Here is a 24,263-nt window from a genome sequence, read left to right on the forward strand (position 1 = left end):
TAGGAAAGGAGGGTTCGTTTGTGTTGTATACATCCATTTTCTTATTTTTACTGATGCTGGCTCTAAACTTCATCTTTAAGATTGCGTCGGTTTTTCGCTTGGGCGTGCCGTTGCTTTATGTTCTTTTGGTGGGCGCTTTGTTCCCAAACTTTGTACAGGAACATGAAATGCTGACAACCCTAATCTTTTTAGCCCTGCTTGGCCTTGTGGCTCTGAGTTGGGTTGCGGCCATCCGTCGAAAAATCCGGCACAGGCGGGAGCAGAAGGAAAACCAATATTATGAGGACATAAACACCTGAGAGTATTAAATTTACAACCCCATCATTTCCCGCACCACCCGGTCAGCCATTTTTACAGCCCCGACCAGCACCAGCATATTGAAAATCGACTCCCCGATATAGGACCATACCATTGTGACGGCGCTGGCACCGGTGTCCACCATCGGTGGGGAGGACGCAAAGACGGAAAAGATTACGCAGGCCAGGACGATAATGGCTCCTTCCAGACACACGGCGGCGTAGCCTTTCAGAAAGGCTTTGCCGATGCTTTGGCTCGGCTCTCCGGCGAAGGAGGCCAGAGGCACAGGGGCAATTGCGGTGTATAAAAATATTTTAAAAAAACGGGCGTACACCGTAAGGATCATAATGAAGGAAAGCACCGTAATAAATAATCCGCCGATAAGCGTCACCGCCCACAGTGGAATACTCGCCCAGAAACCGCAATTCTCAATGGCCTGCACAATGGTGTCGGGCAGTACGGTCTGGGTGGTCGTCCCAAAGCCTGCAGCGCTCATGATGGTGGAGATAATCCCCTGCACGATATTGAACAGAGCCATCATTAGGTCCAGTCCATAAGTCACGACGCCTTTGGCCAGGGCAAAACGGATGAACAGCTTTAAAGCGTGTTCCGGCTTTTTGACTTCGGCGAAGCTGCCGCAGGTTTTCACTACGCCAATGACAAAAAACAACACCAACAGGGCCATGCCAACGGCCTGCAATGCGCCATGAATATTAACAATAACATTCCAAATACCGCCGCCTTTAAATTCAGTTGGCGATTGGGTAATAATTTGCAAAATCTCCGCCAGCTTTGCATTCCAGGTTGCCAGGGCGTTATTGAGATTGTCGATGACCCAGTTGCCGTTTGACAAATAAACTCACCTCATTTCCGAGACAAAGCCCGCGTACGAAACGTGGGCTTATCATTGTAATCGTTACCGGCATGGTTCATCCCTGCTGGGCATTTTGTCCCTGATGACGCCATATTTGTCATCCACGTAGAATTTATTGACAAACGGGTTATAGATTGCATGACACTTGACTCCGTTATATTCAGCAAGATAATCGTTGTCACCCAGCCTCTTGAGGATGGTAGCTTTCCGCAGTTCGCTGTTCAGTGAATGAATGTGCATTTCTTCATTGATCGGAAATGTATTAAACATGGCGATCAGCCTCCTGTAATCAGAGTAAGAATCTCTTTGGCAAAGGTAATAATCACTCCGCCCGCCAGCGTCAGGAAGCCGTTGGCCCGCTGGGAAGGGTCGTGGGATTTAAGGGAAAGGCCGATTTGCACAATGCCGAAGCCTAAGAGAATCATCCCAATGGCGCGGATCAGTCCAAAGATGAAGTCGGACAGATTGTTGACCACCTGAAGGGGATCGCCTGCCGCGTAAGCAGGGGCGGCCAAGAAGGAAAGCATTAGTACCAGTGTGCAGTAAACGGCAATAGTCATTTTGATTTTCCTGGACATTTTCATAGAATCATGCCTCCAATGTATTGTTTTTCAGGATTGTATCTGGGTTTCGAGTTCTTCCTCGGAGAGAAGCTCGTAATCGCTGTTTTCGTTTAGGACCACAGCTTTCCAGTCCAGGGCGGTTTCCGTACCGCCGTGCCGGAAAGCTTGGCCGCCGCCGTCAACAGTCAGTTTCAGATTGGAGTGTTTAAGGATATCATACTTGTCGTCCATAATGGCCCGTTCACCGCGGATAAAGAGCAAGGCATAGCGGTTGTCCAGCATCCGCACCTCGTCGGGGGTCAGAAGCTCGCGCCCCGACAACTGATAATTGACGGAGTAGCTTCCATTACGGCCCTTACTCTGACCGTAGGTGTTCATGTCAATGGTTTCCTTGCCTAAAAGCTCGGATACATACTTATGGGTACTTTGCTCATTGCCGCCCAAATATAGAAACTCGTCACAATTACCCAGAATAGATTCCCAGGTATCCTTAAACAGGGCTTTGAGCTGTGCCAGGTTTTGCAGGATGATGGACACGGATATTTCCCTGGAACGTATGGTGGAAAGCAGCTTGTCAAATTCATCAGGCAGAGCGACATTGGCAAATTCATCCATGACAAAGTGGACATGAATGGGCAACCTGCCTCCGTACTTATAGTCGGCAAGGTACATGAGGCTTTGGAATAGCTGGGTGTAAAGCATCCCGACGATAAAATTGAAGGATGAATCGTTGTCGGGTATCACGGCAAAGAGCGCTGTCTTTTTTTCCCCGACTGAGGACAGTTCCATTTCATCCACCGTGGTGATTCCCGCAAGGGTGGACAGGTTGAACTTTTCCAGCCGGACACCCAAACCGATGAGAATAGATTTGGCGGTTTTGCCCGCCGCCAGTTTGAAGATGTTATATTGCTTGACTGCTAGGTGCTCCGATTCCCGCATTTCCAGCCTTTCGAACAGCTCGTCAAGGGGGCTTTGATAGGATTCGTCATCCTCATGGACCTCGGCGGCGGCGATCATCTCCATGACCATCGGAAAATTCTGCTCTTCCTTAGGCGCTTCATAAAGAAGATAGAGGATTAATGCCTCCAGTAAAGCGGTTTCAGCGCGTTCCCAAAAGGGGTCATTGGTGTTGGAACCTTTGGGCGTAGTGTTGCGGATCAGGTTGGTGACGAGCTTTAACACGTCTTTGTCGTCCTTGAGGTAAGCGAAGGGATTGTAGCAATGGGACAGGTGCATGTTAATTAAATCCAGAATCTTGATTTCATAACCTTTTGCTTTCAGCAGGTTTCCCGTGTCCCGCAAAATTTCCCCCTTGGGGTCGAGAACGATAAAAGAGGTGTTAGCCTGCATGACGTTGGGTTTGGCGTAAAACCTTGTCTTGCCGGAGCCGGAGCCGCCCACCACCATGACATTCAAATTCCGTTTGTGCTTACGACCGTCCAGGCCGATACGAACGTTTTGCGTCAGGAGTTTGTTTTTTTGAGGATCTTTGTCCCGGTATTTCTTGCAGACAGTCGCCGCGCCTCCCCAGCGCGCGCTGCCGTGCTCCTCCCGCCTGCGGTAATTGCGCTTGGTAGAGAGGTAAATCCCTGTGCCCATGGCGTAGGCGGCAACAAAGAGCAGGATGCACTTGAGCGAATCGTTTACCCACCGAATGTCAAAAGGATTGTTTATCGCTAGCGTGAGATTGGCAAGAATTTCAGGAAGCCCTCCGGAAAGGGAAGGGGCGGTCAGCAAGGCCGCCCATACCACAGGGATTAAAAAAACCGCAAAGGGTATCAGGTTGCTCCTTGCGGTTTCAGCGCGCTTCATCGTGACTCCTGCGCTTCTGCTTTTTGGTCGGGGCGTCGATGGTTTTGAGAAGCAGCTCATCTACAGCATCGGTGGGGCGTTGTTCTTCAATCAGGTCGTTTCGCAGTTCGTTCAAAGCGTTCACCACCACGCCGTATTCGTAGTCGTCCAGGGTGAGCACCCTTTCTTCTTCCTTCATAGGCAATCCCTCCTAACGTTCCGGTTCCGGCCGTTTTTGCTGCCGCTGCTGCGCCAGCATCCGGTTCATCCTGCCGGAAATTTCACCAGCAGTTTCTCGAATGGTTGAAAGCTCGGCGCGAATCTCCTGTGGATTCATGTTTTCCAGCATTTCTGGAGCGTGGTTGAAACGGTAACTGCTTGTATCCGCACCGTATTGCTTGCAAAGCATATATGACGCGCAGTAGGCGTGGAAGCCATGTTCGGAACGGCCATAATCTCCGTCGCCTTTGTCCATTTCGGCATGGGCTAGTTCCTGGGATAAGGCGCGGAAAATATTTTCCGCGTCCATGCCGCGCCGGATTTGAATTTCCCGCGTGTCCGGCTGATACAGCGCGTTTGTGCCTTCCGGCAGCGTATCACTGATACGAATAGGAACAGGGGCGTGATCCATCAGCGCCTTGATACGGGTGCGGTCGTCGGGATAGGCCGAAGTCTCGTGTTTTAGGGCTTTCCCGGTCTGGGAAATGTCGAACATCTTTTTGGGGTTATAGCTGATGCCGCTGGTGCCGTCGTCGCGTTGGTATTCCTCACCCGGTTCCAGGATGTAAAAACCGCTTTCCTTTTTGCGGATATAGATGCCTTGCTCTTTCCAAGTATCGAAATCCGCAATGCGGGTAGCAGTCGGTTTTTGGGCAAGGATTAAGAGGGCGTTGGAAACGCTGTAACGGTCAAAGCGACTCTGTACATCCAGATAGCTTTGGAATTTTGCGCTGTCCTGCGCTATGGTCTCCGCCGTGTCGTCGATCAGGGAGTATACCATTTCCCGCTGTTCCTGCTTCCGTTGCTTCCATACCTCTTTGTCAAAGGGCTGGTCGCTTCGGGAGGCAGGTGCTTCTTTTTCCTGCCGGAAAAGATCATCGAAACTGCTCATAGCATCTTACCTCTCTTTCGGTTTTTTGGATTTGGACTTTAATTTCTGCCTGTTTGATTTAGCTGTCTGTTTTGTAGTTTTCTGCATTTCTTTAGCAGGCTCGCGCTTGGCTTCCGTCTGCTCCCTTTGAGCCTCCCGGATTTCCTTCAATTCCTGACGGACGGATTTCCGTTCAGGCTCAACTGTACCCCCGGCGGTTTTCCCGCTGCGCTCTGAGGTAGGCTCGGACGGAAGGGGTTTCTCCGCCGTCGCCGTCGTAGGGTTTGGGTTGTCAGGCTGTTTGGCGGCAGGCTCCGACTGTGTGGGTTTTAGCATGAGTTCGTCCAGGAAAGCGTCCGCACTTTTTTCGGCGGGAGTTCCCTTTATGGGAGGCGCTTTCTCGTCCGGGCCTTTTTTATCCGGCGCTTCTTTTTGCTTGGCTGCCCTGGATTTTTCGATTTCACTCCTGATGCTTGCGGTGTCCACGGTAGCCAGCTTGAAACGTTCCACGATGCGGTTGATTTTGGAGGCGTCTTCGGCCCGTACCATGATGTCGCACATCTCGTCCAGATTCTTTTTGTCCCGCAGGGCGCAGTATAAAATGCCGTAGCGTCTGGCTTCCTGGGTGAATTTCTGCAAGTCCTCGTTTCTGACTGTAAAGACTTTCAGTTCCTTGCCGCTGCGCAAAAGCGTTTCAAGACGGGTTTTACCTCTGGTTTTCTTCTGATCTCTCAACACAGCGTACAGGTAGGTGGCAAGGTTTTTAGCACCTTCGCCGGAGATTCTGGCTAGTACCTCAATTCCTTTAAAGGTCATATTAACGATCTGATCCGCTGCGTCGGCTCCGTTGTTCATAGGTCTTTTCCTCCTTCCTTTGCTGGATTTCCTCCTGCTTAATCCGGGACAGCTTTTTCTGCATTTCCCCAGAACGGGACAGGATGTCCGCACAGAGCTTTACTTGCTTACGGAGCAGGCTGATTTGTTGGGAAAGCCCGGAGATCTGCCCCTTGTATGCCGAAACTTGCTTATCGTTCTTGCACCGGCGTATCCGGTTATAAAGAGCTTTGCGGGAGTCAAACAAAGTAGTCATTTCCTGCTGTAATCCCTGCTTATAGGTGAGAAGCTGCTCTTTGCTCGAAATATGGCGGGCGCAGAGTAGCTTTGTTTGGGCGGTAAGTTCCTTCATGTGCCGGAGATCCTCGCGCAATAAAAAATGCGTCCTTTTGCTGGACGCGGATTTTTTTGGCAAAATGCCCATTTTATAGAGGTAGTGAAGGTAAAGTGCCTGCATACCGGTAAGCTTTTTTGTGGCTTTCAAGTTCTTACTACTCCGGATGGCATAGCGTTTTCGCTTTGGCTCCGGAAATGAATGTGGCCGTTTCGGAGCGCGGTTTCGAAGAATCCGCTGCTTAATAGCTTCCTCGGCATAATCGTCGCCCAAAGTTTTCAACCGAACAAAACGTTCTTTTCCCGGGGGACGCACCGCCATATATTTTACACCCGTTTTTACCTCGTAGCCCTGTTGACGTAGGGCGACGATAAATTGCGTGAAGGTAATGGATGCGGCAACGGCTTTGTCCACATCCTTGCGGATGAGGCCTCGCCAGGTGGCTTTTCCTTCCTGTTCGGCCTGCCACTCGGCGTGGTGCTTGGATTTGCCCCACTGCGGGTTTTCGATGACGGACAGGGCGTATTCCCGACACAGCCGGTCGGAAGTCTCCCGCATGAGGGCATAGGTAGCGTTGTTGTCGTAGTACCGCTTGCCGTCCGCGAAGGATACGGAGTTGAGAACAAAATGATTATGAAGGTGATGCTTGTCAATATGGGTGGAAACCACCACCTCAAAGCGGTTACCCCAAAGTTCTTTTGCCAGCTTTACACCGATGTGATGGGCGGCTTCGGGAGTAGCTTCTCCCGGCATAAAGGATTGATAGCCGTGGAAGGCAAGGATGCCGTCGGTTTTCTGGAATTGCAGCTTTGTCCGGGTCATTTGCTCACAGGCAATAACCGGATCACAATTGATACCGGTTACGTAAAACTGTTTTTCAGTCTTATCATCCTGTGCGGTATATTCCAGCACGTTGCGAAGCCCCTGGAAATCCGGATTTGAGAAATCGAGGTTCTCTGTTTTCTGGGGATTAACGGCATAGTTGATTACCCGATCAAGGCGGTCTTTTACATCCCATATTGCTGTGGTCGCCATCTTCATTTCTCCTTTCCGGCGACGTGACCGCTGCCTGGATGTCCAGCACGGTCTTTCTCAGCCGGGTGGCTTCATACTGGAATAGAGTCCGGTCAATGTGCCCCGTGGCATTAGCCTTGGCCGCGATTTGGTTCAAGTTGACGCCAATGGCGCGAAGCTCGCGCATCATGGCGTAGTAATCGGGTGGAGGAAGTTCTTTGGGCACATAACCGTTAATGAGAGTACGGATAAAGGTTTCCTGGGACAGACCCGATTTCTTTACCTGCTTGGCAAGGTTCTGCCGTTCTTTGGTGTCCAGTCGTACAAGAATTGGAATATTGCGTTTTCTCATCGTGCCTGCTCCTTAGGCTTGGGCTGGGAGAGTTCCTTTTCCTTTTTCATAGCAATCCGCGCAGCCTGATTGAGGATGGCGGGATGTTCATATAAGTTTAGGGCGAAAATACGCAGAGGCTCTTTTTCTTCCGCAGGTGCCGGTTGGATTTCCGGATAGCGGTTCGCCCAAGCTTTGACTTTACTGGAGTAACGCTTGTCCCAAGGAGCTTCCCGGATAGTGTTGGACAGCAAAAGGGACACATTCTCCAAGCCATGTGTCCCAATAAGCTGTTCCATAAACTTCTTTAATGTGTTGCTGTTGTACGCCTGCGATAAGGCACAGTCATCCATCATGGCTTTTTTGCAGTCCCGCAATTTGTAGTAGTATTCATTACGCCATTGGTCTATAGTGCCATAATTTCCCATTCATTTTCCTCCCTTTCGTATTAAATGTTCTTATAAAAATACATAAAGGCGGACCCAATGGCATCGCCAAAAAATAAGGCATTCATTTGTAATCAAAAGGCCGCGGTACGAGGAGTGTCACCACTCAGCGTACGGCGGACCGATCCCCGCGAGTGCTTTGATGTGCCATCATTCATGATTCAGTGCATAGGCACATGAAAGCGGGAGTAAGACGGAATAGGAATACCCATGAGCCCTGCATTTTTTTTGGGGTTTTAGGGGGGCATCCCCCTAACAAGCGAATTTGGCTAGCCAAATTCAGTGCTTGCTGCAACACAAGACATCAGTCTTGTGTTGTAAAAAAGTCACGATTGGTCTCAATAGATACCTGCCGAAAAGAAAATTCTGCCAGTCATCGTTCGCACTCGCAAAACTAAAATATTTATTGCAAATACTAATTATAAGAAGGAAATAAAAACCTGGTTAACATATTTGTCAATCAGGTATTTGTAAACGTAATTGTCTTATTTTTAAGGCTATGCTTGTGTATTTAATACACGTCCATCAACAGGAATTCCGCAAGATGCTTGTGCTTAATGCCCTCCACGTTATCATTCCAAAAATCATCCATTGTAACGACGTATTTCGGATAATGGTCTTTGATGGCCAGCAGCGGAGCAAACTCACGGTTAATGGTTTCCTGGGCGACAGCGGGTGTATAGGATACTTGAACGTAAACTTTTTCATTTTTTCTCTCAGCAATGAAGTCAACCTCTTTGGTATCGAGCTTTCCTACAAAAACACGGTAGCCCCTTCGCTCAAGCTCCAGCATAACGATGTTTTCCAGTATCCCGGCAATCAGCCTGTCTTTGTAGCCCATGACCGCATAGGCCAAGGACTGATCCCCGATATAATATTTTTCGTTGGTTTGTAGAATCTCTTTGCCCTTGATGTCATAACGGGGAATCTTTCTGATTATATAGGCGCTTTCGAGGGCGCTTAAATAGTTGTAGACGGTATTTAAGTCAATCTTGCGCTGCTGGCTCTTAAAATAGTCGGCTACATTTTTTGCGGAAAAGGTATTGCCGATGTTGTCAAACACAAACTTGACCACCCGCTCCAACAGTTCGATATTGCGGATGTTATGCCGCTGTACGGTGTCGCGGAGAATTGCCGAAGAATAGATGTCGTTCACAATGCGGTAAGCCGTGTCTTCTTCATAATCACCGATGTGGACGGCGGGAAACCCGCCAAGACGGATATAGTCCCTGACTTCCTCCCGCATATTGACCGGTTTCTCGCCTGTGCGCACCTCCTTAAACAGCAGATATTCCTTGAAAGAGAGTGTGTTGATTTTAATCTCGATATAACGGCCTGCGATGTAGGTCGCAAGTTCGGATGACAGCAGGCGCGAATTTGAGCCTGTGATATACAAGTCGGAGTTGGCGCCTGCCAGCAGAGAGTTGACCGCTTTCTCCCAGCGCTTGACTTCTTGGATCTCATCTAAAAGGATATAATATCGGCCTTCACCTGTCATGCGCGCTTTCACATAACTGTGCAGCTTCTCCGCCGTATTCAGGTCGGAGAAATCAAGGTTTTCAAAATTGATATACAGGATGTTTTCCGGTGCAACGCCGCTGCTCTGAAGCTCATCCCGCAGCATCATCAGAATGGAGGATTTCCCACAGCGCCGGATGCCTGTCAGCACCTTAACAAACGGTTTCCCGATGAACGGCCTGATTTGCTTCATGTATAAATCTCTTTGGATCATGATAACCACCGCCTTATTGGTATTATACCACAGAACGGTGCAGATATACATAAAACGTTTAGGGTTATAACCCTATAAATATATAAAATTATTTTGCTTTTTGCATCCTATCATTGTTTTATAGGTGATAACAGGCAAATAATAAAATAGTTATCGCTCCTGTCCATGTCGTTTTTCCAATACATTTTTCAGATAATCGTTCATATCTTTCCCGCACTTCGGCGGTTCGTCGGAAATAGCGTAAGCAGGGGAAAGGATGGTTTGAAGGGTTTTTGCCGCCAGCCGTCCCGCCGTATCGTTGTCCAGGTGTAACGCAATTTCCTTGATCTGCGGGAAGTCTTTTAAGTATTGGACGAGCGCGGCGGGTGAGGTGCTTTGTTCGATAATCTTTTTCGGCTTATAGATTCCCGCAAGGGACAGACAGTTTTCCTTCCTCCAGTCCCTGCCGGAAAACAGCTCCAGCGTGCCGTAGGAAAGGAGGTCAATGGCGCTTTCAAAAAGATGGAGTTTACGGCTTCCCTGCCGTGCCGGAATGGAAAAGGAAAAATGCTTGTCGCTTCCTTCGGCTTCCCCTAAAAACCGTTTGCCGGTTGTTCCACGAAACGTCGCATATTTGGGAACACCCTGGCGGTTAAAACCGACAAATACAGCATTATGATGTTCGTGGCCTTCGTATAGCCGTCCGGTCCGGATGCTGTATTCAATTAAAGTCCTGTGGATGCCGCGCCCGGAGAGATAAGCAATCACACAGTTGTTGTTTTTGTTTTTTTCCGGCAAAAGTAAGTTTCTCTGGTTGGTGGGTTCTTGTGCTTTTGACGGGACCGGCGGCATGATAGCCGCCCGTCCGTCTATCTGAATGACTGCTTCAGGGAGCGTCATACCTCGAACCTTGATGAGATAGTCCAATGCAGAGCGCCCGCCGATGCTGCGCGACCACCAGCACCATCTTCCGTTACTGATTTTCAGGCTGTCATGAGTGCGGGTGGTATAGACGTTGCCGGAAAAGTGCACCAGCTCATGCGGCTCGTAATATTGCAAATAAGTCAGCAGATCCATTTGCTTGGCCCGTTCAATCTGCTCTGGTGTTACATAAGGCATTTCTTTATCACCTCACCTTTCATAACCCACAGTTTTCTTTTCCGGAACATCTATATCCTCGTCAGGCTCGCAGTCGATCACCTCGTTTTCATGTTTATCCATGTTGAGCAAAATGTTCAGCTCTGCCAGTCGCGCAGACTTGGTTTGCAGCTCCTGTTCCTTCTCAAAGGGGATGTCAATCTGTTCTTTAGCCGTTTCCATCTGCTGGCGAAGAGTGCTTAATTGCTCCCGGCAATATTCCAGTTTTTTGGGCATTTCAGCAAGGGCATTGTTAAGTCGGGTAATATTCCCGTAAATGTCCGTACCCAGTGATACTGTATGGCTTAGAGTGCCCTGCAGGGTGATTTGATATTGCTTATGGAAGCTGTCAAAGGAAAACAGCATTGGAAAACCCATGTAGCTGCCCAGCTCCTGCGGTTCGGGAGAAGTCATCAGCTTACATGCTTCCAGAATTGCCGCGCCTGCCTTGGCTTTTTCAGTGTAGGCAACGTTTTTCACCGTCATGCCTGCAAATTGGCTGTCTTCTGTGTTGCCTTCGGTGGGTTCCAATACGCTGTGATGCTCATACAGGGTAAGGTCTTTTTCATAGCCCGCAATGCGTTCCTCGGTGGTTTTGATCTGCTGCGGATAATGTTTGAGCAATCTGTCTTCCAAAGCATAACGCTGGCTTAAGTGATTGGCTTTCAGTAATTTCAGCTTGGAAACCTGAATGTCCAGATCCATCTTTTCGCGTATATAGGGGTTACCTGTCGCCAGTGCCTTCACTTCGGCATAGGAAAGCGCCGTCTCGTCAATGTCCTCGGCGCTTCGCACGGGGGATTTACTGGTCATAATCTGGGAAATAAACCGCTGCTTGTTCTCCAATACCTGATAGAGATAGGCGTCAAAGGTGTTTTCCGTCACATAGCGGAAGATATGCACCTCGTCGTTTTTGTTTCCCTGGCGGACAATCCTGCCGCTTCGCTGTTCCAGATCACGGGGACGCCAAGGGCAGTCCAGATCGTGAAGGGCAATCAGCTTATCCTGCACGTTGGTCCCGGCCCCCATTTTAAAGGTGGAGCCTAACAGGATTCGTACCTGTCCCTTGCGCACCTTGGCAAACAGTTCTTTTTTCTTCGTTTCCGTGTCGGCATTATGAATGAAAGCAAGCTCATCGGCGGGAACACCTTGGAAAACGAGCTTTTGCTTGACATCATCGTATACGTTGAAATTCCCATCGCCTTTGGGTGTGGACAGGTCGCAGAACACAAGCTGAGTGAGCCTCTTATCTCTGTTTTCCCGCCAGAAACGAAACACATTTTCCACGCAGGCGTTTACCTTGCTGTTCTCGTGATCGGGAAGCATGGGACTCACCAGCCGCTGGTCAAGAGCCAGCTTGCGGCCGTCGTTGGTTATTTTCAGCATGTTGTCCTCATTCGGTTCTACCATCCGGTTGCGCACCCGTTCGGCGCGCTCCGCAAGCTCGGCTACCATATCCTGCTGGAATTCGCTCGGCTTGACCGCAACATTATGGTAGTTGGCTTTCGGCACGGGAAGGTTAAGCATATCCGCAGTCTTGATGTCGGCGATTTCCTTGAACATATTCATGAGTTCCGGCAGGTTATAGAAGCGGGCGAACCTGGTTTTCGCCCGATAGCCTGTCCCCTCCGGCGCAAGCTCGATGGCCGTCACGGTTTCCCCGAAGGTAGAGGCCCAACAGTCAAAATGCTGGAGTCCGTTTTGGCGCAGAGCTTCATATTGCAGATACCGCTGCATGGTGTACATCTCCGTGATGGAGTTGCTGATCGGCGTTCCTGTGGCAAAGATAATGCCGCGCCCCTCCGTCAGTTCATCCAGGTAACGGCACTTGGCAAACATGTCGGAGGACTTCTGCGCCTCAGTCTGGGACAGGCCTGCCACGTTGCGCATTTTGGTATATAAGAACAGGTTCTTGTAAAAATCGGCCTCGTCCACAAATAAGCGGTCAACGCCTAATTCCTCAAAAGTGACGACATCATCCTTACGGCTGGTGTCATTGAGCTTATCCAGCTTCAGCTTTAAGGTTTTCTTTGTCTTCCTGACTTTAGGACTTATAAGACGAAAAACTGCTAGCACTCAGCCCTGAAAACCGTTTAGATAGCGGAGTTCAGGGCTGATTTTTATGTAGAAAATATATTATATTTTGTCCTATTATGTCCTTTTATATTAGTTGCGATTATGGTATAATAGTTTTAGATATTTTTATCCAGAGGAGCCTTCTGTATGTACGTTGCCATAACAGGCTCGGGCAAGGCCCGGGTCATACAGTTTAGAGAAGATACCCGTATTCCGGGAACAACGAAGAAAAAGACGCATGTCGTGAAGACGATTGGTAACTATGAACGAATGCTCGCTGAGGATCCGGACATTATTGCCAAGCTTAAGGCTGAAGCAGCTGAACTGACAAGGGCAAAGAAGGAAACGAACGCTCCTCTCGCTTTAAGCGTTACCGTTATGGACATCACATCACCTCAGGATGTTGTTCCTTCCTTCAGGTTCGGTCATGCGCTAATCAAACAGCTTTGGAGCACTATGGGGTTAGACGCCTTTTTTCTTGCTAATTGCGGAAAGCGCAATGCTACAGCTGTTGGACAAGCTCTATTCTACCTTGTCGCCCATCGCTGCGCAGATCCTTGCAGTATCCATGCGAGTGCATTGGAACAGAATTCCTATGCGGGTATCCTTTCTCTTGGGATCGATGTCCTTTACGATGTTCTTGATGTACTCTCCCAGCAGAAAGAGGCCATCATAAGCCACCTTGCTGACTTCTTTGAAAAGAAAACCAGCCGCAGTGGTCCTGAAGCATACTATGACGTCACAACGTACGCTTTTGAGAGCACCCGCTGGGGCGAATTACGAATGTTTGGCTTCTCGAAGGATCACAAAAATAACGAAGTTCAGGTGGTCATGGGGCTGCTTTTGGACAACAACGGCATACCCATAACGTATGAACTTTTTCCAGGCAACACGATGGATCAGTGTACTCTGACCCGATCGGTAGAGAAGCTTAAGAGTCTGTACAGGCTGGAAAAGATCACGGTGGTTGCCGACAGAGGACTCAACAGCGGCAGCAATCTTGAGTACCTCTGCAAGGGTGGGCACGACTTCGTCATCAGCTATACTTTAAAGCGTTCTCCTGACTCCTTTAAGGAACTTGTATGGAACGACGAAGGATGGCAAGATAGTGTGGACCTTGCCACAGGGGAGATAACCTCTCGTTCCAAGATCGTAGAGCAAATACTGGAGGTCAAGGTTCCCATAGATCAGGATGAGGAAAGTGCTGAAAAGAAAAAAAGAGGAAGGCCCAGGAAGTACACTATTGAAAAAATTCCCGTAAAGATACACTTAACCTGGTCGGCCAAACGGGCTAACAAAGACAGATCCGACAGGGAACGCGTACTAGAGAAGCTCAAGAAACGCCTTGACAAACCCTATCAGCTTAAGGCTGCAGTAAAACGGGGTTGCAATCAGTTTTTGCAGATGGAGCTTGACACAGAAGATTGGAAGCTGGATGAAGCAAAAATTGAGCAAGCCGCCCGCTATGATGGGTATTATGCGGTCATTACCAACAACCTGAACTTGAGCACAGATGAGGTTTCCAAGATATACGGAGGACTATGGAAGATCGAAGAGAGTTTTAGAATACTTAAGACTGACCTTAGAGCACGACCGGTTTTCGTATGGAATGACGAACATATTAAGGGGCACTTTGCCATGTGTTTCATCGCGTTATGCATACTCCGTTATGCACAGTACTTACTCGAACAATCAATGGGCAAGAGCGTTTCGGCCGCGCAAATCATGGAAGCAATACAGGACCCCCTTGCATTAGTTCAGGGAGAATACCCAAATAATATCGTTACCCCAACCCAAGTTTCCCAGACTTATCTCGATCTCGCATCGATACTCAAACTGACTCCTCTAAAGACAAACATGACACTGACCAAGTTCCGTTCATGCACAAAATTGGATCTAACAATAAACCTAAAATAATAGGACAATTTAAAATCGCTGAATCTCTTGCGCATCAAGTGATTCAGCGATTTTTCGTCTTTTATCTTCTAAAGTCAGGAACAGGTTCTTGTAAAAATCGGCCTCGTCCACAAATAAGCGGTCAACGCCTAATTCCTCAAAAGTGACGACATCATCCTTACGGCTGGTGTCATTGAGCTTATCCAGCTTCAGCTTTAAGGTTTTCTTTGTCTTTTCAAGCTGCTTGATGGCGTAGCGTTCACCGCGTTCCTCCTTGAGTTCCTGGATACCGTTGGTAATCTCCTCAATTTGCTCCTGCAGCTGCCGCTTTTGGCGCTCAGCGGAAATGGGAATTTTCTCAAACTGACTGTGGCCGATAATTACCGCGTCGTAGTCGCCAGTAGCGATTCTCGCACAGAATTTCTTACGGTTTTTGGTTTCAAAGTCTTTTTTCGTCGCCACAAGGATATTGGCTGATGGGTAGAGCTGCAAAAATTCCCCGGCCCACTGCTCGGTCAGGTGGTTGGGAACGACGAACATGCTTTTGTTGCAAAGCCCCAAATGCTTGTTTTCCATGGCAGCCGCCGTCATCTCGTAGGTTTTGCCCGCACCGACACAGTGTGCCAATAAAGTATTGCCGCCGTACAGGATGTGAGCGACCGCATCCACCTGGTGCTTACGCAGAGTTATTTCCGGATTCATACCGGTAAACCGGATATGGCTGCCGTCGTACTCGCGGGGACGGATGGAGTTAAAACGGTCGTTATAGAGCCTTGTAAGTTGTTCCCGGCGCTGGGGATCTTTCCATATCCAGCTTTGGAACGCTTCCTTGATGGCCTCCTGCTTCTGCTGGGCAATGGCGGTTTCCTTTTTGTTCAGCACACGCTTCTCAGCGCCGTCCTCATAAACCGTGTCGAAAATACGCACATCCCGGAGATTCAGGGTTTCCTCGATAATTTTGTAGGCATTGATGCGTTTGGTCCCGTAGGTGACGTTGGCTTTGATATTGTCGCTGCGGTCGTCGCCTTTGCCCTTAACATTCCAGTTGGCGGTATAGGAGGAATAAAAAACGTCGATATAGCGTCTGTACATATGCGGGGTTTCCAGATATTCAAAGATGAAATCCCTGACCACCTCAGGAGGCAGCCAGGTTGCACCCAGCCGGACGTCAATTTCCGAGGCGTCCAAATCTTTCGGCTGTACCGCTTCCAGCGCCGTGACGTTAGGGGCGATCTGCTCTGCAAGGTCAGGCCGCATCTGGGCGAGTCCTCTGGCAAGGCGGAGCTTATTTCTCACATTGCAGGAAAGATATTCATCGGCTGTAACAAAGGGGCAACGGGTTATATCAAAAAAAGCTTGCGGCACATGTGCCGGGTCTTGTTCGCCGAGGCTGCGGAAGATGACGCCTTCCAGGTCTTTTACAAGCTGTTCCTGGGAAAGCCCCGTCAGGCTTTGCATTAGATCTATGTCCACACAGGCTTTTTCTGCGATGGAAATAGCCAATGCTTCGGTGGCGGTATCCACATGGGTGACGATGGTGCGCTGCTTGATGGTGCGTTTGGTGAACATATCCGCCTTGTGCTCCAATTCGCCGTTTTCATCGAGAATCTCCAGAGAGCAGAGCAGGCAGTAGGAGCTGTCGTCGGAGAAGGCCATGTTGTTGCCGCGGCTGTTCAAGAGTCCATACTTGTCGACAAAGTCGTCATACAGGCGGTTCAGATTGCGTTGCTGTTCCCGGATAATTTCGTCTGAATAATCCTCGATTTGGTATTCGATGAGTTCACGGACACAGTCCCGGATGGCGATCATGCCCTTGATTCGGTTGGCCGCCGTGACGGAAACTTCTATCTTGTTCATCCGGCTGTTTTCGCGGTAATAGATTTCGCCGTCCACCAGGCAAAAGCTGAAATTTCGCACATTCGGATCTGCCGGGATGGAAGTATCTGCTTGTTCGGTGACATCATCAAGTTCGTATTCCGTGATTTCCGCATGGATGTTTTCCAGCGCCTCGCGCAAAAACTCAGTAAGGTCGGCACCCTCATAAGGGATACAGGTGGTTTCGCTTTGGTTGCCGTACATCCGATCGTCAAAGGCCATCGTGCCCAGCACCATGTCCGGGTTGGCTGCGAAATACTGATTGATTGGCACGCCATCCTCAGTCGTGGAAAGATGCACCCAATCCGGTTCAATGTCGATAACCCGGTCGCGCTTTTGCAGGAAAAGGATGTCGGTCGTAACCTCGGTTCCGGCGTTGGCAAGGAAAGCATTGTTGGGAAGCCTGACGGCTCCCAATAGTTCGGCCCGCTGGGCGATGTACTTGCGGACTTCGGGGTTCTGCTTATCCATCGTACCTTTGGAAGAGATAAAGGCGATTATGCCTCCGGGCCGCACCTTGTCTAAAGTTTTGGCAAAAAAATAATCGTGGATGTAAAACTTGTACTTGTCATACTTTTTGTCCGCCACCCCGTAGCTGCCGAAAGGCACGTTGCCTATAGCCAGGTCGAAAAAGCTGTCGGGCAGATTGGTTTCCTCAAAGCCCTGCACCGCGATACTGGCTTGCTGGTAAAGCTGTTTGGCCATACGCCCCGTGATGCTGTCTAGTTCGACGCCATACAGCTTGGAGTTTTTCATGTTCTCCGGTACAAGGCCGAAAAAGTTGCCGATGCCGCAGGCGGGCTCCAAAATATTGCCTGTCTTAAAACCCATGTTTTCCAGACAGGCGAACATGGCCTTGATGATGGTGGGGGAGGTATAATGGGCATTTAGGGTGGAGGCCCGTGCGGATGTATATTCCTCCTCAGTGAGCAGCTCCTTCAATTCGGTGTATTCCTTCGCCCATTGACTGTTCTGCTCGTCAAACACCTGCGAGATGCCGCCCCATCCGACGTATTTTGAAAGGATCTCCTGTTCCTTCGGGGTGGCAAGGCGGTTTTGTTCCTCCAGTTTGTTCAATAGCCGGATAGCGGCGGCATTCCAGCCATATTTGGTTTTTTGGCCGCCAGCGCCCAGGTTGTCGTCGATGATTCGGAAATCGACGCGTAGTTGTTTTGGCGTTTCCTGCGGAAGGTCAATGATGACTTTCGATACTTGACTATCCCGAGTTTTTTGCCCCACGGGTTCTTTCGCCTGCTCCAAAACGCCGCGGACAAACTCAATGCTCTCCCTGCGGAAAATAGGGAGGCCCGTGTTTTGTTGGAAGGTAATATCCCGTAGGCTGACCGTTCCGGCTCCCTCATTAATGCTGTCTATGGCATAGTGCCGGTCCTCAATGGCAAATTCCATGCCTACAGCCATTTCTTTTTCGGCCGGTTGCTTTTCCGTCTCTCCCGCTTGAGCATCCGGCAGGGCGGCATCAAACTCCGTATGGAGTTTTTCACCCTCGCCACCGCTGTCAATGGTGTCGCCTTCGCGGGTAATGGCCGGATCGCCGGTTGCCCGCACCCAGGCAGGGGCGTCGGGGTCGTCGGCATGAAGGGTAACGCTGTCCCTTTTTTCTGTTAGATAATCTTCATAAGTTCGCTGGAATACATCCTCGGCAAGCCATTCCTTAAACTGGGGCAGGGTGGTATAGGCTTCATAAAAAGCCGGGTGTTCCTCCCGCATGGAAAAGACAATGCGGTCGATGGCCTCGCCTAACGCCCGTTCGGCGCGGTCCGGGTCGGTATCCCTGTCTCGGAGGTATGGGTAGATCTGGTCAGTTCGTATCTTATTGACGATTTGAGGCAAATACACCTGGTACAGCACACGGGGGGATGCGGATTCCGTTTTTTCTTCGGCTTGTTGCGCCGGTCCCCCCTCGGCTGCAATAAGATGGTCGTTTAAGGGATTTTCCCGCAGCATCCGGTCAAAGTCATCCCGTGCCAGCTCTTTGCTGAACAGCGGAAAGCTTATATCTCGGAGAATGACCTTGCCTCCGTCAAAGGAAAAAATCTCATATTCATCCGCGCCAAGATACACAGTGTCGCCAAGAGAGAAGGAGCAATGGGCATTTTCCCTTGACGGAGGCTCTGATTTTTTGAAGGGGGCTGGTTCTCGGCTCAGGATTTCACGGGCGTAGGCTTGCTCGGCAAGCTGTTGCCGGCGTTCCTCCATCTGCTGCTTATAAACAGGCAGGTATTCCTTTTCCTTGCTGTTTAAGTAGCGGTCGGCGGCAATCAGTTCGCCAAGGCGTTTTTGCACCTTTGCCCAGGGTAGAATTATTTTTATGTCAGGTTCGGTGTGCTTTCCTCTGGTAAGAGTGATGCCCTTGGAATCGTGCCATTCGTCGATATCGGAACCGATCAGAACGGGTGCGCGCCCGCCTATGCCGTATTCTTTTTTCAAGAAGTCAATTGTTTCTTTTGTAGAAACATTCTGTTGAAAGTGCAGACAAATCCGGTATTTGCCGTCCTGGATACCGCTTCCTTGCTGTAAAACCGTATCAATAACTTCCTGGGGAATAGAAAAAGCGGAGGATTTTTCTTCCTCCGCCTGTTCGATCAGGGTCATTTGCTGCTGAACCGAGGGTAACATCGGTTGATCAAGGAATTCGCTCAGCAATATCATGCTGCCGAAATGTCCGGCAATGACGCCCCAGTCGTAATACCCTTGGGATATTCTTGAGGCGTAATTGCCTTCCCAAAGATGAAGAACGTTTTGATAGGTCTTATACCCGACATGCTGATCTTCACCGATAATCAACTCTGTATAGTCGTTATTAAAGATGCTTTTAATGTATTGAGTACGCTCGCTATTGTCCTCGTGAACAGTATAAAAAGCCACAATTTCCTGCTTTGTCGCTTTCAAATGAGGTGTCGAGCGAAGTATTTGATTAATAAGCGGCGTGGAATGGAAAAACGGAAGACTTCTATCCTCCGTTTCCCTGTCATACCATGTTAATTGTAAATCAGCTCCGTTAAGACTGTCTCCTCCGCCGAATGCCGCAGGCTGTTCATGTGTCCCGTCCAGCCCAGCGGGTCGGTCGCCTTGTCCGGCGCGGGACTTCTCTGCAAGAGCTTCACCGTGATTTGTTCGATGTGCTCCTTCGCCGTCCGGTCGATTTCCGTCAGGTGGCTGTTCAGCTTGCCAGACAGCATCAGGCTGGCGTACATCCCTTTCCTGTGGTTCTTCAGATATGTTTTGCGCAACATCCCATACTTGCCTATGGGCGTTGCTTCCTCCGGCAGCGTCAGGTCGGGTATCAGATAATCGCCGTGCAACGTGTAAGTCAGTTCCATATTCATCAATCCTTTCAGACTTTTGAGCTTGCTTTACGCTTTCATTGTGCGGAACATCCTGATTTTTTGCAAAGGTGCGGTTTTGTTTTTTCTCCGTGATTTGCAGTTCCTTGACCGTCGTCTCGATTTCCCGCAGGAGCATTTCAGAAATATCGCTGGCAGCGGTTCCCAGGCGGGAAACGGTATCCAGCGTATTGAAATTGGCAACGTCTTGAAAATCCTCTAAAGTCAGGTATTGATCGGCATTACAGCCGCAGCGAACTAAGAGCATGTAGGCCACGGAGCTTTTTAAAGCGTTTTTGAAATAGATTTCGACATTGAGGTCGTCCAGCTCCTCCAAATAGCTGTTCTCCCGAAAGGAAAGCAAGTCGGGGAGATAATCCGTAAAATTGTCCTCCACTGCATTGTGGGCGGCTGAAAACAAGGCGGCGGGCAAGCTGCTTTTATCCTCCAGGCCGCCAAAGGCATTCTCCAGCGTTTCTGTTACGGTTTCGGCGTACCGGTCCCGCATTGTCCAAAGGATGGAGGGACGGTTATTCCGGCTGTTTGTGTCCGACACGTCGAACACATGGCGCAGGCTCAACCGGTCCCCGCTATCATTGATGAGGGCAATGCCCTTTGCCCCGCGGTTGACCCAACGGCCCAATTTTTGATTCCATATTTCGATGGGAGCGCAGGCTGTAGCTTCGGGTCGCTGCGCATAAATCAAAAGCTGGTCCTGAAAAGGATATTTATAGTTCCAGGCAGCCGTTTTCAGAAAGGAGGTCCAGTTGACATAGTTTCTTGTGATGCTGCGGGCTATTGTCTGCGATAACTCTGTAATTAACTGCAATTTCGTTACCAACGTTTATCCCTCCTTCCTTAAATGAGTATTGGTTGTGGATAGCTTTCCTGTTTGCTCCGAATAACAAGGCCCTTTATCGTTTCGGACTTCGTTTTTCCTTTTTGAGAGCGGGCTGTATTTGTTTACCCTTACCTTTATCATGAGCCGTTCTTTTGCCTTTTTAAAGCAGTAAGCATAGAAGTTATAGTCGCTTGCTATAACCCTCCTAACGCTCCGGTACAGACTTTTTCTTCCCATTCTGCCTCACCGGGTTCTTGCCAGCGTTTTGCTCCTGCCGGAGGCTTTTCAAATGATGGACTTCATCCAGCGCGCGATTGCACAGATCTTCAAGGGCAGTCAGGCGGTCATTGCTGTAATGGCCCCAATAATAATCCCTTTCACCCTTTTTGACCTTCCAGGTTACAAATTTGGCGGGGGCACTGTCGCTCTGCCCGATGACAAATTCAGCATTTGCTACGGTCAGTCGGTCGGTAATGGTATATCCGGCATTAATCTCTTTTTCCATAACTCAACCCCCCTAACGCTCTTGTTCCTGATTTTTATGCCTTGCCTGCCGCTCGGCCTGTATCTGTTTCAGGCGTTTCTTTGCCCAATCGGGCATATATTCCGGTTTAAGCGAACCTAAAATATCCTCCCGGTTCCAGCGCGATTCCTTGCCGGAGTAAAGGTTAACGGTGTAGACCGCGCGGCCTCTGGAATTGCCATAAGCGCCAAAACCGCCAGTGACCAGCACAAGCTGCTTATCGGCGGTACGGTATTCGGGGTGCAGGCATTCCGCGCGGATGATTACCACCTTGTTTTCAATGTTCTCTTTGTAATCGCTTGGGATGCAATGCTTCAAAGTAAAAGGCTGTAAAGGAACAGTAATCTTGTTCCGTTCCGCATTAACCGCTTCAAGCTGTTTTCTTACGCGTTCGGTAAACTCCGTCATCATTTCCAGATAGTCCGCGCTTCCCATGGCATCACTATATTGGTCAACGCCTAAAGGGTTATCCCAGGAACAGTTGCACACAATATACGGGCAGGAGGTTATTTTCTCATCTACCAGAAAGAGGATTTCTTTATCGCCGACATGGATGGCGTGTTTTACCTCATAGGTATCAACCATGCGTTTAGAATCATCCATTTTGCTATCACTCTCCAATCAAATGGATGGCGGAATAGGGATGAATCGCCGTCCCGTTCATAAAAAAAGCTCTCTGCGTTTAAATAGAGAGCACCATTACAGGCCGAAAAAGAAGGGCGGTTGGTTTTTTCGCTCCTTCTCAGTAGCCTGAACTTTGTTATCCTTCTGTATCTCCTTATTGTCCGTATGAACCTGGCGAATAAGGGTACGAAAGACTTTCGGCTTCTTTTCTGCTGTCTGTTTCATAAAAAGGTTCCTTTCTGGGATCAATTTAGTGGTTTACCAGACGAAGAGTATTTCTTTTTCGGCTGGTAAATTTTGAGGGGAGGGGTGTGGGGAGGGGGAAACGGCAAGCCCCCAATTCGATGACTGCAAACAAATGGACATACCACCCCCTTGGCATACAATTTCTATAAGGTTGTTACTCTTCAAACAAAACGCACTTTTTCTTGCTGCATTTACTGTGATGCTTGACAAAGTAAAGACAGTGCTTGCAATCCCGTTCTTCTACCGTTTTAGTAATAATACTTTTGCGGTCAAATTCCGGTTTTTCCTGCATGATGCGTTCGTATTTGCGCAACTGTCCTTCTGTAAAGTACATGGAGGCACCTCCTTTTAAAAAAGGACAATAAAAAATGCTCCTGCTGGTTTGAGAGCAAAATGATTATTTTTATGCAGCTGTAGTAACCTGTTTCATCGCTCCTGCTGCTCCCTCTGGCGCTTCTTGTACCAGCTTTCCAGAAGCTGGACAACTAACTCCTCCTTTTGTTTTTCGGTAAAGTTTTTAGGAAAATAGCGGTCGATACGGTCACGCTGAATATGGAATCTTTCTTTTTGATTGGGCTTTTCTTCCGTGAGAATGGAATAAATGACATCTGCGTTCAGCCTGCCTTCCTGGCTGAACTTCTTTATCCGCTGTGCTTGTGATAGGGAAGGGGTGCAGTCCTCCGACTGTATGGTATTGTAAAGGTCCTGCTGTTCATTTTCGGACAGGTAGGAGATTTCCACCGCTGGATTAAAAGCAATCTCTTTTTCGTCCACCATTTCAAGAATAGAGGGGAGCAGGAAGGTAAGGCGAATGTAACGGTGAATTTGAGGGCCGCTTTCTCCAGTTTGTTTTGCTAATAAATCCCGTGATTGTTGTCCTTTATAATCCAGTTCAACTTGAACTGAATTTTCTTTGCTTGGTCGGCCTGCTTGACGTTTCATGGCTTCCAACTTCATTTTATAGGCAAAGGCTTTTTCGCTCGGCAAAATGCTTTCCCGTTGTAGGTTGCTGTCAACCATGATAATTGTAGCAGCATCGTCGTCCAATTCACGGACAATACAGGGCATTGTTTCCTTGCCCGCAAGCTCGCTTGCTTTTTTGCGGCGGTGTCCGGCCACCATTTCATAGCCGCCGTCTACTTTGGGGCGTACAAGGCCGGGGACTAAAACGCCGTACTGTGTTACACTGTCTGCCATTTCCAGCATAGCTTCATCCGCTTTTACTTTAAAAGGATGATTTGAAAAATCACTGATTTCCGACAGGGGAATATCCAGAACCTTTTCTAGCTGACTATCTGCGCGGTTTTCCTCCGTGGTAAATAATTCATCTACTGAGGTCAGCTTGATGCTGTTTCGCACGTCGTTTTTCGCCAATGTCCTGCACCTCCTTTGTAAAGGATTGATAGGCTCTGGCAGCTATTCCGTGCGGATCGAACGCATAGATGCTTTTTCCCTGCGCGCTTGTTTCAGCCGCCCGGATGGACAGGGGAATTTCCGTTTGAAAAACTCGCAGCTTGTCGCCGTAGTCCCGCCGCAGGACAAAGGAAATATCCTTTGCGAAATTGGTGCGGTTATCCACCATTGTTAGCAACACACCTTCAATGGTAAGTCTGGGATTGATTTGCCTTCTCACCCTGGCAATGGTCTGTAAAAGCTGTGTCATTCCTTTAACGGGCAAATAGTGGGCCTGGACGGGAATGATTACGCTGTCTGCGGCTGCAAGGGCGTTGATGGTCATCATGCCAAGAGAGGGCATGCAATCTATTAGCACATAATCATACCTGTCTTTGACCGTGTTGATATATGTGCGGAGTATCGTTTCCCGGCTCATGGTGTTGACCAGCGACACCTCAATAGCAGACAGTTCAATGTTTCCCGGCATCAGGTCTACACCTTCCGCATGGTGAAGAATTCCTTCGTCGTACTCATATGGTTCCTCTATCATAGCCTTGGTCAGGATGGTAGCCAACGAAATAGGCAGATTGTCCGGCTCCTGATAGCCCAATGAATCCGTCAGGTTCCCCTGTGCGTCCGCGTCCACCAGCAGCACCTTTTTACTCTGTACCGCAAGACCGATCCCAAGATTGACTGCCGTCGTTGTTTTCCCTGTGCCGCCTTTTTGATTGGCAAGGGCGATTACTTTAGACACTTTGATTTTCTCCTTTCACGCAAAAAAGCCGCTTGCTTTATCGGGATAATAAGGCAAACGGCTTCTTAAATTGGTTATATATAAAAAGAGAACATAAGCTAAGAGCCTATCTTCTCTAATTCATTCGATTATTTGTGCAATATGGATAATGTGCAGTTCAAAACGCGACAGGATTAAACTGTTATTAAACATAATACGAAACTCAAATCGTATTGATCGTGCATGTAGTCTACTCGATAAACTGTAATTTGTAGGATAAGAGTATTT

General features: G+C 49.0%; 22 protein-coding genes and 2 pseudogenes. 3 read left to right on the plus strand and 21 right to left on the minus strand.

Annotated features, from left to right (window positions below):
* Nucleotides 1-20 precede the first annotated feature (20 nt).
* Entirely contained in the window at nucleotides 21-299 is a 279-nt protein-coding gene (locus tag DHBDCA_RS00255) for a hypothetical protein (protein ID WP_015042123.1), read from the plus strand.
* An 11-nt stretch (nucleotides 300-310) separates the two neighbouring features.
* Here the strand turns inward: DHBDCA_RS00255 and DHBDCA_RS00260 are convergent, their stop codons facing one another.
* From DHBDCA_RS00260 to DHBDCA_RS00320, 13 genes and pseudogenes are all read right to left on the minus strand, one after another.
* Nucleotides 311-1,150 (minus strand): hypothetical protein, encoded by an 840-nt coding sequence (locus DHBDCA_RS00260; RefSeq protein WP_015042124.1) that lies wholly within the window; start codon nucleotides 1,148-1,150, stop codon nucleotides 311-313.
* 63 nt (nucleotides 1,151-1,213) lie between these two features.
* The gene (locus DHBDCA_RS00265; protein ID WP_015042125.1) at nucleotides 1,214-1,441 is read right to left on the minus strand and encodes a hypothetical protein; all 228 of its coding nucleotides are present in this window, start codon (nucleotides 1,439-1,441) and stop codon (nucleotides 1,214-1,216) included.
* Between the two features lie 5 nt (nucleotides 1,442-1,446).
* Nucleotides 1,447-1,755 carry a TrbC/VirB2 family protein gene (locus tag DHBDCA_RS00270; RefSeq protein ID WP_015042126.1) on the minus strand — a complete coding sequence of 103 codons (309 nt, stop codon included), beginning with the start codon at nucleotides 1,753-1,755 and terminating at the stop codon, nucleotides 1,447-1,449.
* Between the two features lie 27 nt (nucleotides 1,756-1,782).
* On the minus strand, nucleotides 1,783-3,546 hold the full coding sequence (locus DHBDCA_RS00275; RefSeq protein WP_015042127.1) for a VirD4-like conjugal transfer protein, CD1115 family: 1,764 nt from the start codon (nucleotides 3,544-3,546) through the stop codon (nucleotides 1,783-1,785).
* Nucleotides 3,533-3,724 (minus strand): hypothetical protein, encoded by a 192-nt coding sequence (locus DHBDCA_RS00280; protein ID WP_015042128.1) that lies wholly within the window; start codon nucleotides 3,722-3,724, stop codon nucleotides 3,533-3,535. Before DHBDCA_RS00280 ends, DHBDCA_RS00275 begins: the two co-directional genes overlap by 14 nt.
* A gap of 12 nt (nucleotides 3,725-3,736) precedes the next feature.
* Nucleotides 3,737-4,636, minus strand: a complete 900-nt coding sequence (locus DHBDCA_RS00285) for an ArdC-like ssDNA-binding domain-containing protein (RefSeq protein WP_015042129.1) — start codon at nucleotides 4,634-4,636, stop codon at nucleotides 3,737-3,739.
* A gap of 6 nt (nucleotides 4,637-4,642) precedes the next feature.
* The gene (locus DHBDCA_RS00290) at nucleotides 4,643-5,470 is read right to left on the minus strand and encodes a PcfB family protein (RefSeq protein ID WP_015042130.1); all 828 of its coding nucleotides are present in this window, start codon (nucleotides 5,468-5,470) and stop codon (nucleotides 4,643-4,645) included.
* Nucleotides 5,433-6,818: a relaxase/mobilization nuclease domain-containing protein gene (locus DHBDCA_RS00295; protein ID WP_015042131.1), complete on the minus strand. Its 1,386-nt coding sequence runs from the start codon at nucleotides 6,816-6,818 to the stop codon at nucleotides 5,433-5,435. The genes DHBDCA_RS00290 and DHBDCA_RS00295 overlap by 38 nt, the downstream gene beginning before the upstream one ends.
* A complete protein-coding gene (gene mobC, locus DHBDCA_RS00300) occupies nucleotides 6,778-7,149 on the minus strand; it encodes a plasmid mobilization protein (protein ID WP_015042132.1) in 372 nt (123 codons plus the stop codon). The genes DHBDCA_RS00295 and mobC overlap by 41 nt, the downstream gene beginning before the upstream one ends.
* Nucleotides 7,146-7,556, minus strand: coding sequence for a DUF3849 domain-containing protein (locus tag DHBDCA_RS00305; RefSeq protein WP_015042133.1), 411 nt, complete (start codon nucleotides 7,554-7,556; stop codon nucleotides 7,146-7,148). Before DHBDCA_RS00305 ends, mobC begins: the two co-directional genes overlap by 4 nt.
* Before the next feature lie 529 nt (nucleotides 7,557-8,085).
* Nucleotides 8,086-9,306: an ATP-binding protein gene (locus tag DHBDCA_RS00310; protein WP_015042134.1), complete on the minus strand. Its 1,221-nt coding sequence runs from the start codon at nucleotides 9,304-9,306 to the stop codon at nucleotides 8,086-8,088.
* A gap of 150 nt (nucleotides 9,307-9,456) precedes the next feature.
* Complete coding sequence (locus DHBDCA_RS00315) at nucleotides 9,457-10,404, minus strand: DUF3991 and TOPRIM domain-containing protein (RefSeq protein ID WP_015042135.1); 948 nt, start codon at nucleotides 10,402-10,404, stop codon at nucleotides 9,457-9,459.
* 12 nt (nucleotides 10,405-10,416) lie between these two features.
* Nucleotides 10,417-12,468 (minus strand): annotated as a pseudogene (locus tag DHBDCA_RS00320) (helicase-related protein); the annotation flags it as partial.
* Nucleotides 12,469-12,645: 177 nt separating this feature from the next.
* Here DHBDCA_RS00320 and DHBDCA_RS00325 point away from each other — a divergent pair.
* A complete protein-coding gene (locus DHBDCA_RS00325) occupies nucleotides 12,646-14,415 on the plus strand; it encodes an IS1634 family transposase (RefSeq protein WP_015042137.1) in 1,770 nt (589 codons plus the stop codon).
* Between the two features lie 75 nt (nucleotides 14,416-14,490).
* Here DHBDCA_RS00325 and DHBDCA_RS15610 read toward each other — a convergent pair.
* Nucleotides 14,491-17,427, minus strand: a pseudogene (locus tag DHBDCA_RS15610) (DEAD/DEAH box helicase family protein); the annotation flags it as partial.
* A 1,841-nt stretch (nucleotides 17,428-19,268) separates the two neighbouring features.
* Entirely contained in the window at nucleotides 19,269-19,616 is a 348-nt protein-coding gene (locus DHBDCA_RS15615; RefSeq protein WP_081580489.1) for a TnpV protein, read from the minus strand.
* A 76-nt stretch (nucleotides 19,617-19,692) separates the two neighbouring features.
* Between DHBDCA_RS15615 and DHBDCA_RS15620 the strand changes: the two genes are divergently transcribed.
* Nucleotides 19,693-19,836 (plus strand): hypothetical protein, encoded by a 144-nt coding sequence (locus DHBDCA_RS15620; RefSeq protein ID WP_242824932.1) that lies wholly within the window; start codon nucleotides 19,693-19,695, stop codon nucleotides 19,834-19,836.
* 823 nt (nucleotides 19,837-20,659) lie between these two features.
* On the opposite strand, the gene DHBDCA_RS00335 is transcribed toward DHBDCA_RS15620, so the two are convergent.
* The 6 genes from DHBDCA_RS00335 to DHBDCA_RS00355 all read right to left on the minus strand — a co-directional run bounded on the left by DHBDCA_RS00335 (nucleotide 20,660) and on the right by DHBDCA_RS00355 (nucleotide 23,996).
* Nucleotides 20,660-20,959, minus strand: coding sequence for a hypothetical protein (locus tag DHBDCA_RS00335; RefSeq protein WP_015042139.1), 300 nt, complete (start codon nucleotides 20,957-20,959; stop codon nucleotides 20,660-20,662).
* A 12-nt stretch (nucleotides 20,960-20,971) separates the two neighbouring features.
* Nucleotides 20,972-21,580, minus strand: a complete 609-nt coding sequence (locus DHBDCA_RS00340; protein WP_015042140.1) for a hypothetical protein — start codon at nucleotides 21,578-21,580, stop codon at nucleotides 20,972-20,974.
* A gap of 96 nt (nucleotides 21,581-21,676) precedes the next feature.
* On the minus strand, nucleotides 21,677-21,826 hold the full coding sequence (locus DHBDCA_RS15330) for a hypothetical protein (protein ID WP_015042141.1): 150 nt from the start codon (nucleotides 21,824-21,826) through the stop codon (nucleotides 21,677-21,679).
* 175 nt (nucleotides 21,827-22,001) lie between these two features.
* Nucleotides 22,002-22,181, minus strand: a complete 180-nt coding sequence (locus tag DHBDCA_RS00345) for a hypothetical protein (protein ID WP_015042142.1) — start codon at nucleotides 22,179-22,181, stop codon at nucleotides 22,002-22,004.
* 92 nt (nucleotides 22,182-22,273) lie between these two features.
* Nucleotides 22,274-23,221 (minus strand): ParB/RepB/Spo0J family partition protein, encoded by a 948-nt coding sequence (locus DHBDCA_RS00350; protein ID WP_015042143.1) that lies wholly within the window; start codon nucleotides 23,219-23,221, stop codon nucleotides 22,274-22,276.
* Nucleotides 23,172-23,996, minus strand: a complete 825-nt coding sequence (locus DHBDCA_RS00355; RefSeq protein WP_015042144.1) for a ParA family protein — start codon at nucleotides 23,994-23,996, stop codon at nucleotides 23,172-23,174. Before DHBDCA_RS00355 ends, DHBDCA_RS00350 begins: the two co-directional genes overlap by 50 nt.
* Nucleotides 23,997-24,263 lie beyond the last annotated feature (267 nt).

Source organism: Dehalobacter sp. DCA (assembly GCF_000305775.1).
GTDB lineage: Bacteria > Bacillota > Desulfitobacteriia > Desulfitobacteriales > Syntrophobotulaceae > Dehalobacter > Dehalobacter alkaniphilus.

Bases quoted from the DNA above. Each gene is read 5' to 3' on its own strand.
- DHBDCA_RS00265 (WP_015042125.1), bottom strand. From the start codon at position 1,441: ATGTTTAATACATTTCCGATCAATGAAGAAATGCACATTCATTCACTG.
- DHBDCA_RS00270 (WP_015042126.1), bottom strand. From the start codon at position 1,755: ATGAAAATGTCCAGGAAAATCAAAATGACTATTGCCGTTTACTGCACA.
- DHBDCA_RS00275 (WP_015042127.1), bottom strand. From the start codon at position 3,546: ATGAAGCGCGCTGAAACCGCAAGGAGCAACCTGATACCCTTTGCGGTT.
- DHBDCA_RS00280 (WP_015042128.1), bottom strand. From the start codon at position 3,724: ATGAAGGAAGAAGAAAGGGTGCTCACCCTGGACGACTACGAATACGGC.
- DHBDCA_RS00285 (WP_015042129.1), bottom strand. From the start codon at position 4,636: ATGAGCAGTTTCGATGATCTTTTCCGGCAGGAAAAAGAAGCACCTGCC.
- DHBDCA_RS00290 (WP_015042130.1), bottom strand. From the start codon at position 5,470: ATGAACAACGGAGCCGACGCAGCGGATCAGATCGTTAATATGACCTTT.
- DHBDCA_RS00295 (WP_015042131.1), bottom strand. From the start codon at position 6,818: ATGGCGACCACAGCAATATGGGATGTAAAAGACCGCCTTGATCGGGTA.
- mobC (WP_015042132.1), bottom strand. From the start codon at position 7,149: ATGAGAAAACGCAATATTCCAATTCTTGTACGACTGGACACCAAAGAA.
- DHBDCA_RS00305 (WP_015042133.1), bottom strand. From the start codon at position 7,556: ATGGGAAATTATGGCACTATAGACCAATGGCGTAATGAATACTACTAC.
- DHBDCA_RS00310 (WP_015042134.1), bottom strand. From the start codon at position 9,306: ATGATCCAAAGAGATTTATACATGAAGCAAATCAGGCCGTTCATCGGG.
- DHBDCA_RS00315 (WP_015042135.1), bottom strand. From the start codon at position 10,404: ATGCCTTATGTAACACCAGAGCAGATTGAACGGGCCAAGCAAATGGAT.
- DHBDCA_RS00325 (WP_015042137.1), top strand. From the start codon at position 12,646: ATGTACGTTGCCATAACAGGCTCGGGCAAGGCCCGGGTCATACAGTTT.
- DHBDCA_RS15615 (WP_081580489.1), bottom strand. From the start codon at position 19,616: ATGAATATGGAACTGACTTACACGTTGCACGGCGATTATCTGATACCC.
- DHBDCA_RS00335 (WP_015042139.1), bottom strand. From the start codon at position 20,959: ATGGAAAAAGAGATTAATGCCGGATATACCATTACCGACCGACTGACC.
- DHBDCA_RS00340 (WP_015042140.1), bottom strand. From the start codon at position 21,580: ATGGATGATTCTAAACGCATGGTTGATACCTATGAGGTAAAACACGCC.
- DHBDCA_RS15330 (WP_015042141.1), bottom strand. From the start codon at position 21,826: ATGAAACAGACAGCAGAAAAGAAGCCGAAAGTCTTTCGTACCCTTATT.
- DHBDCA_RS00345 (WP_015042142.1), bottom strand. From the start codon at position 22,181: ATGTACTTTACAGAAGGACAGTTGCGCAAATACGAACGCATCATGCAG.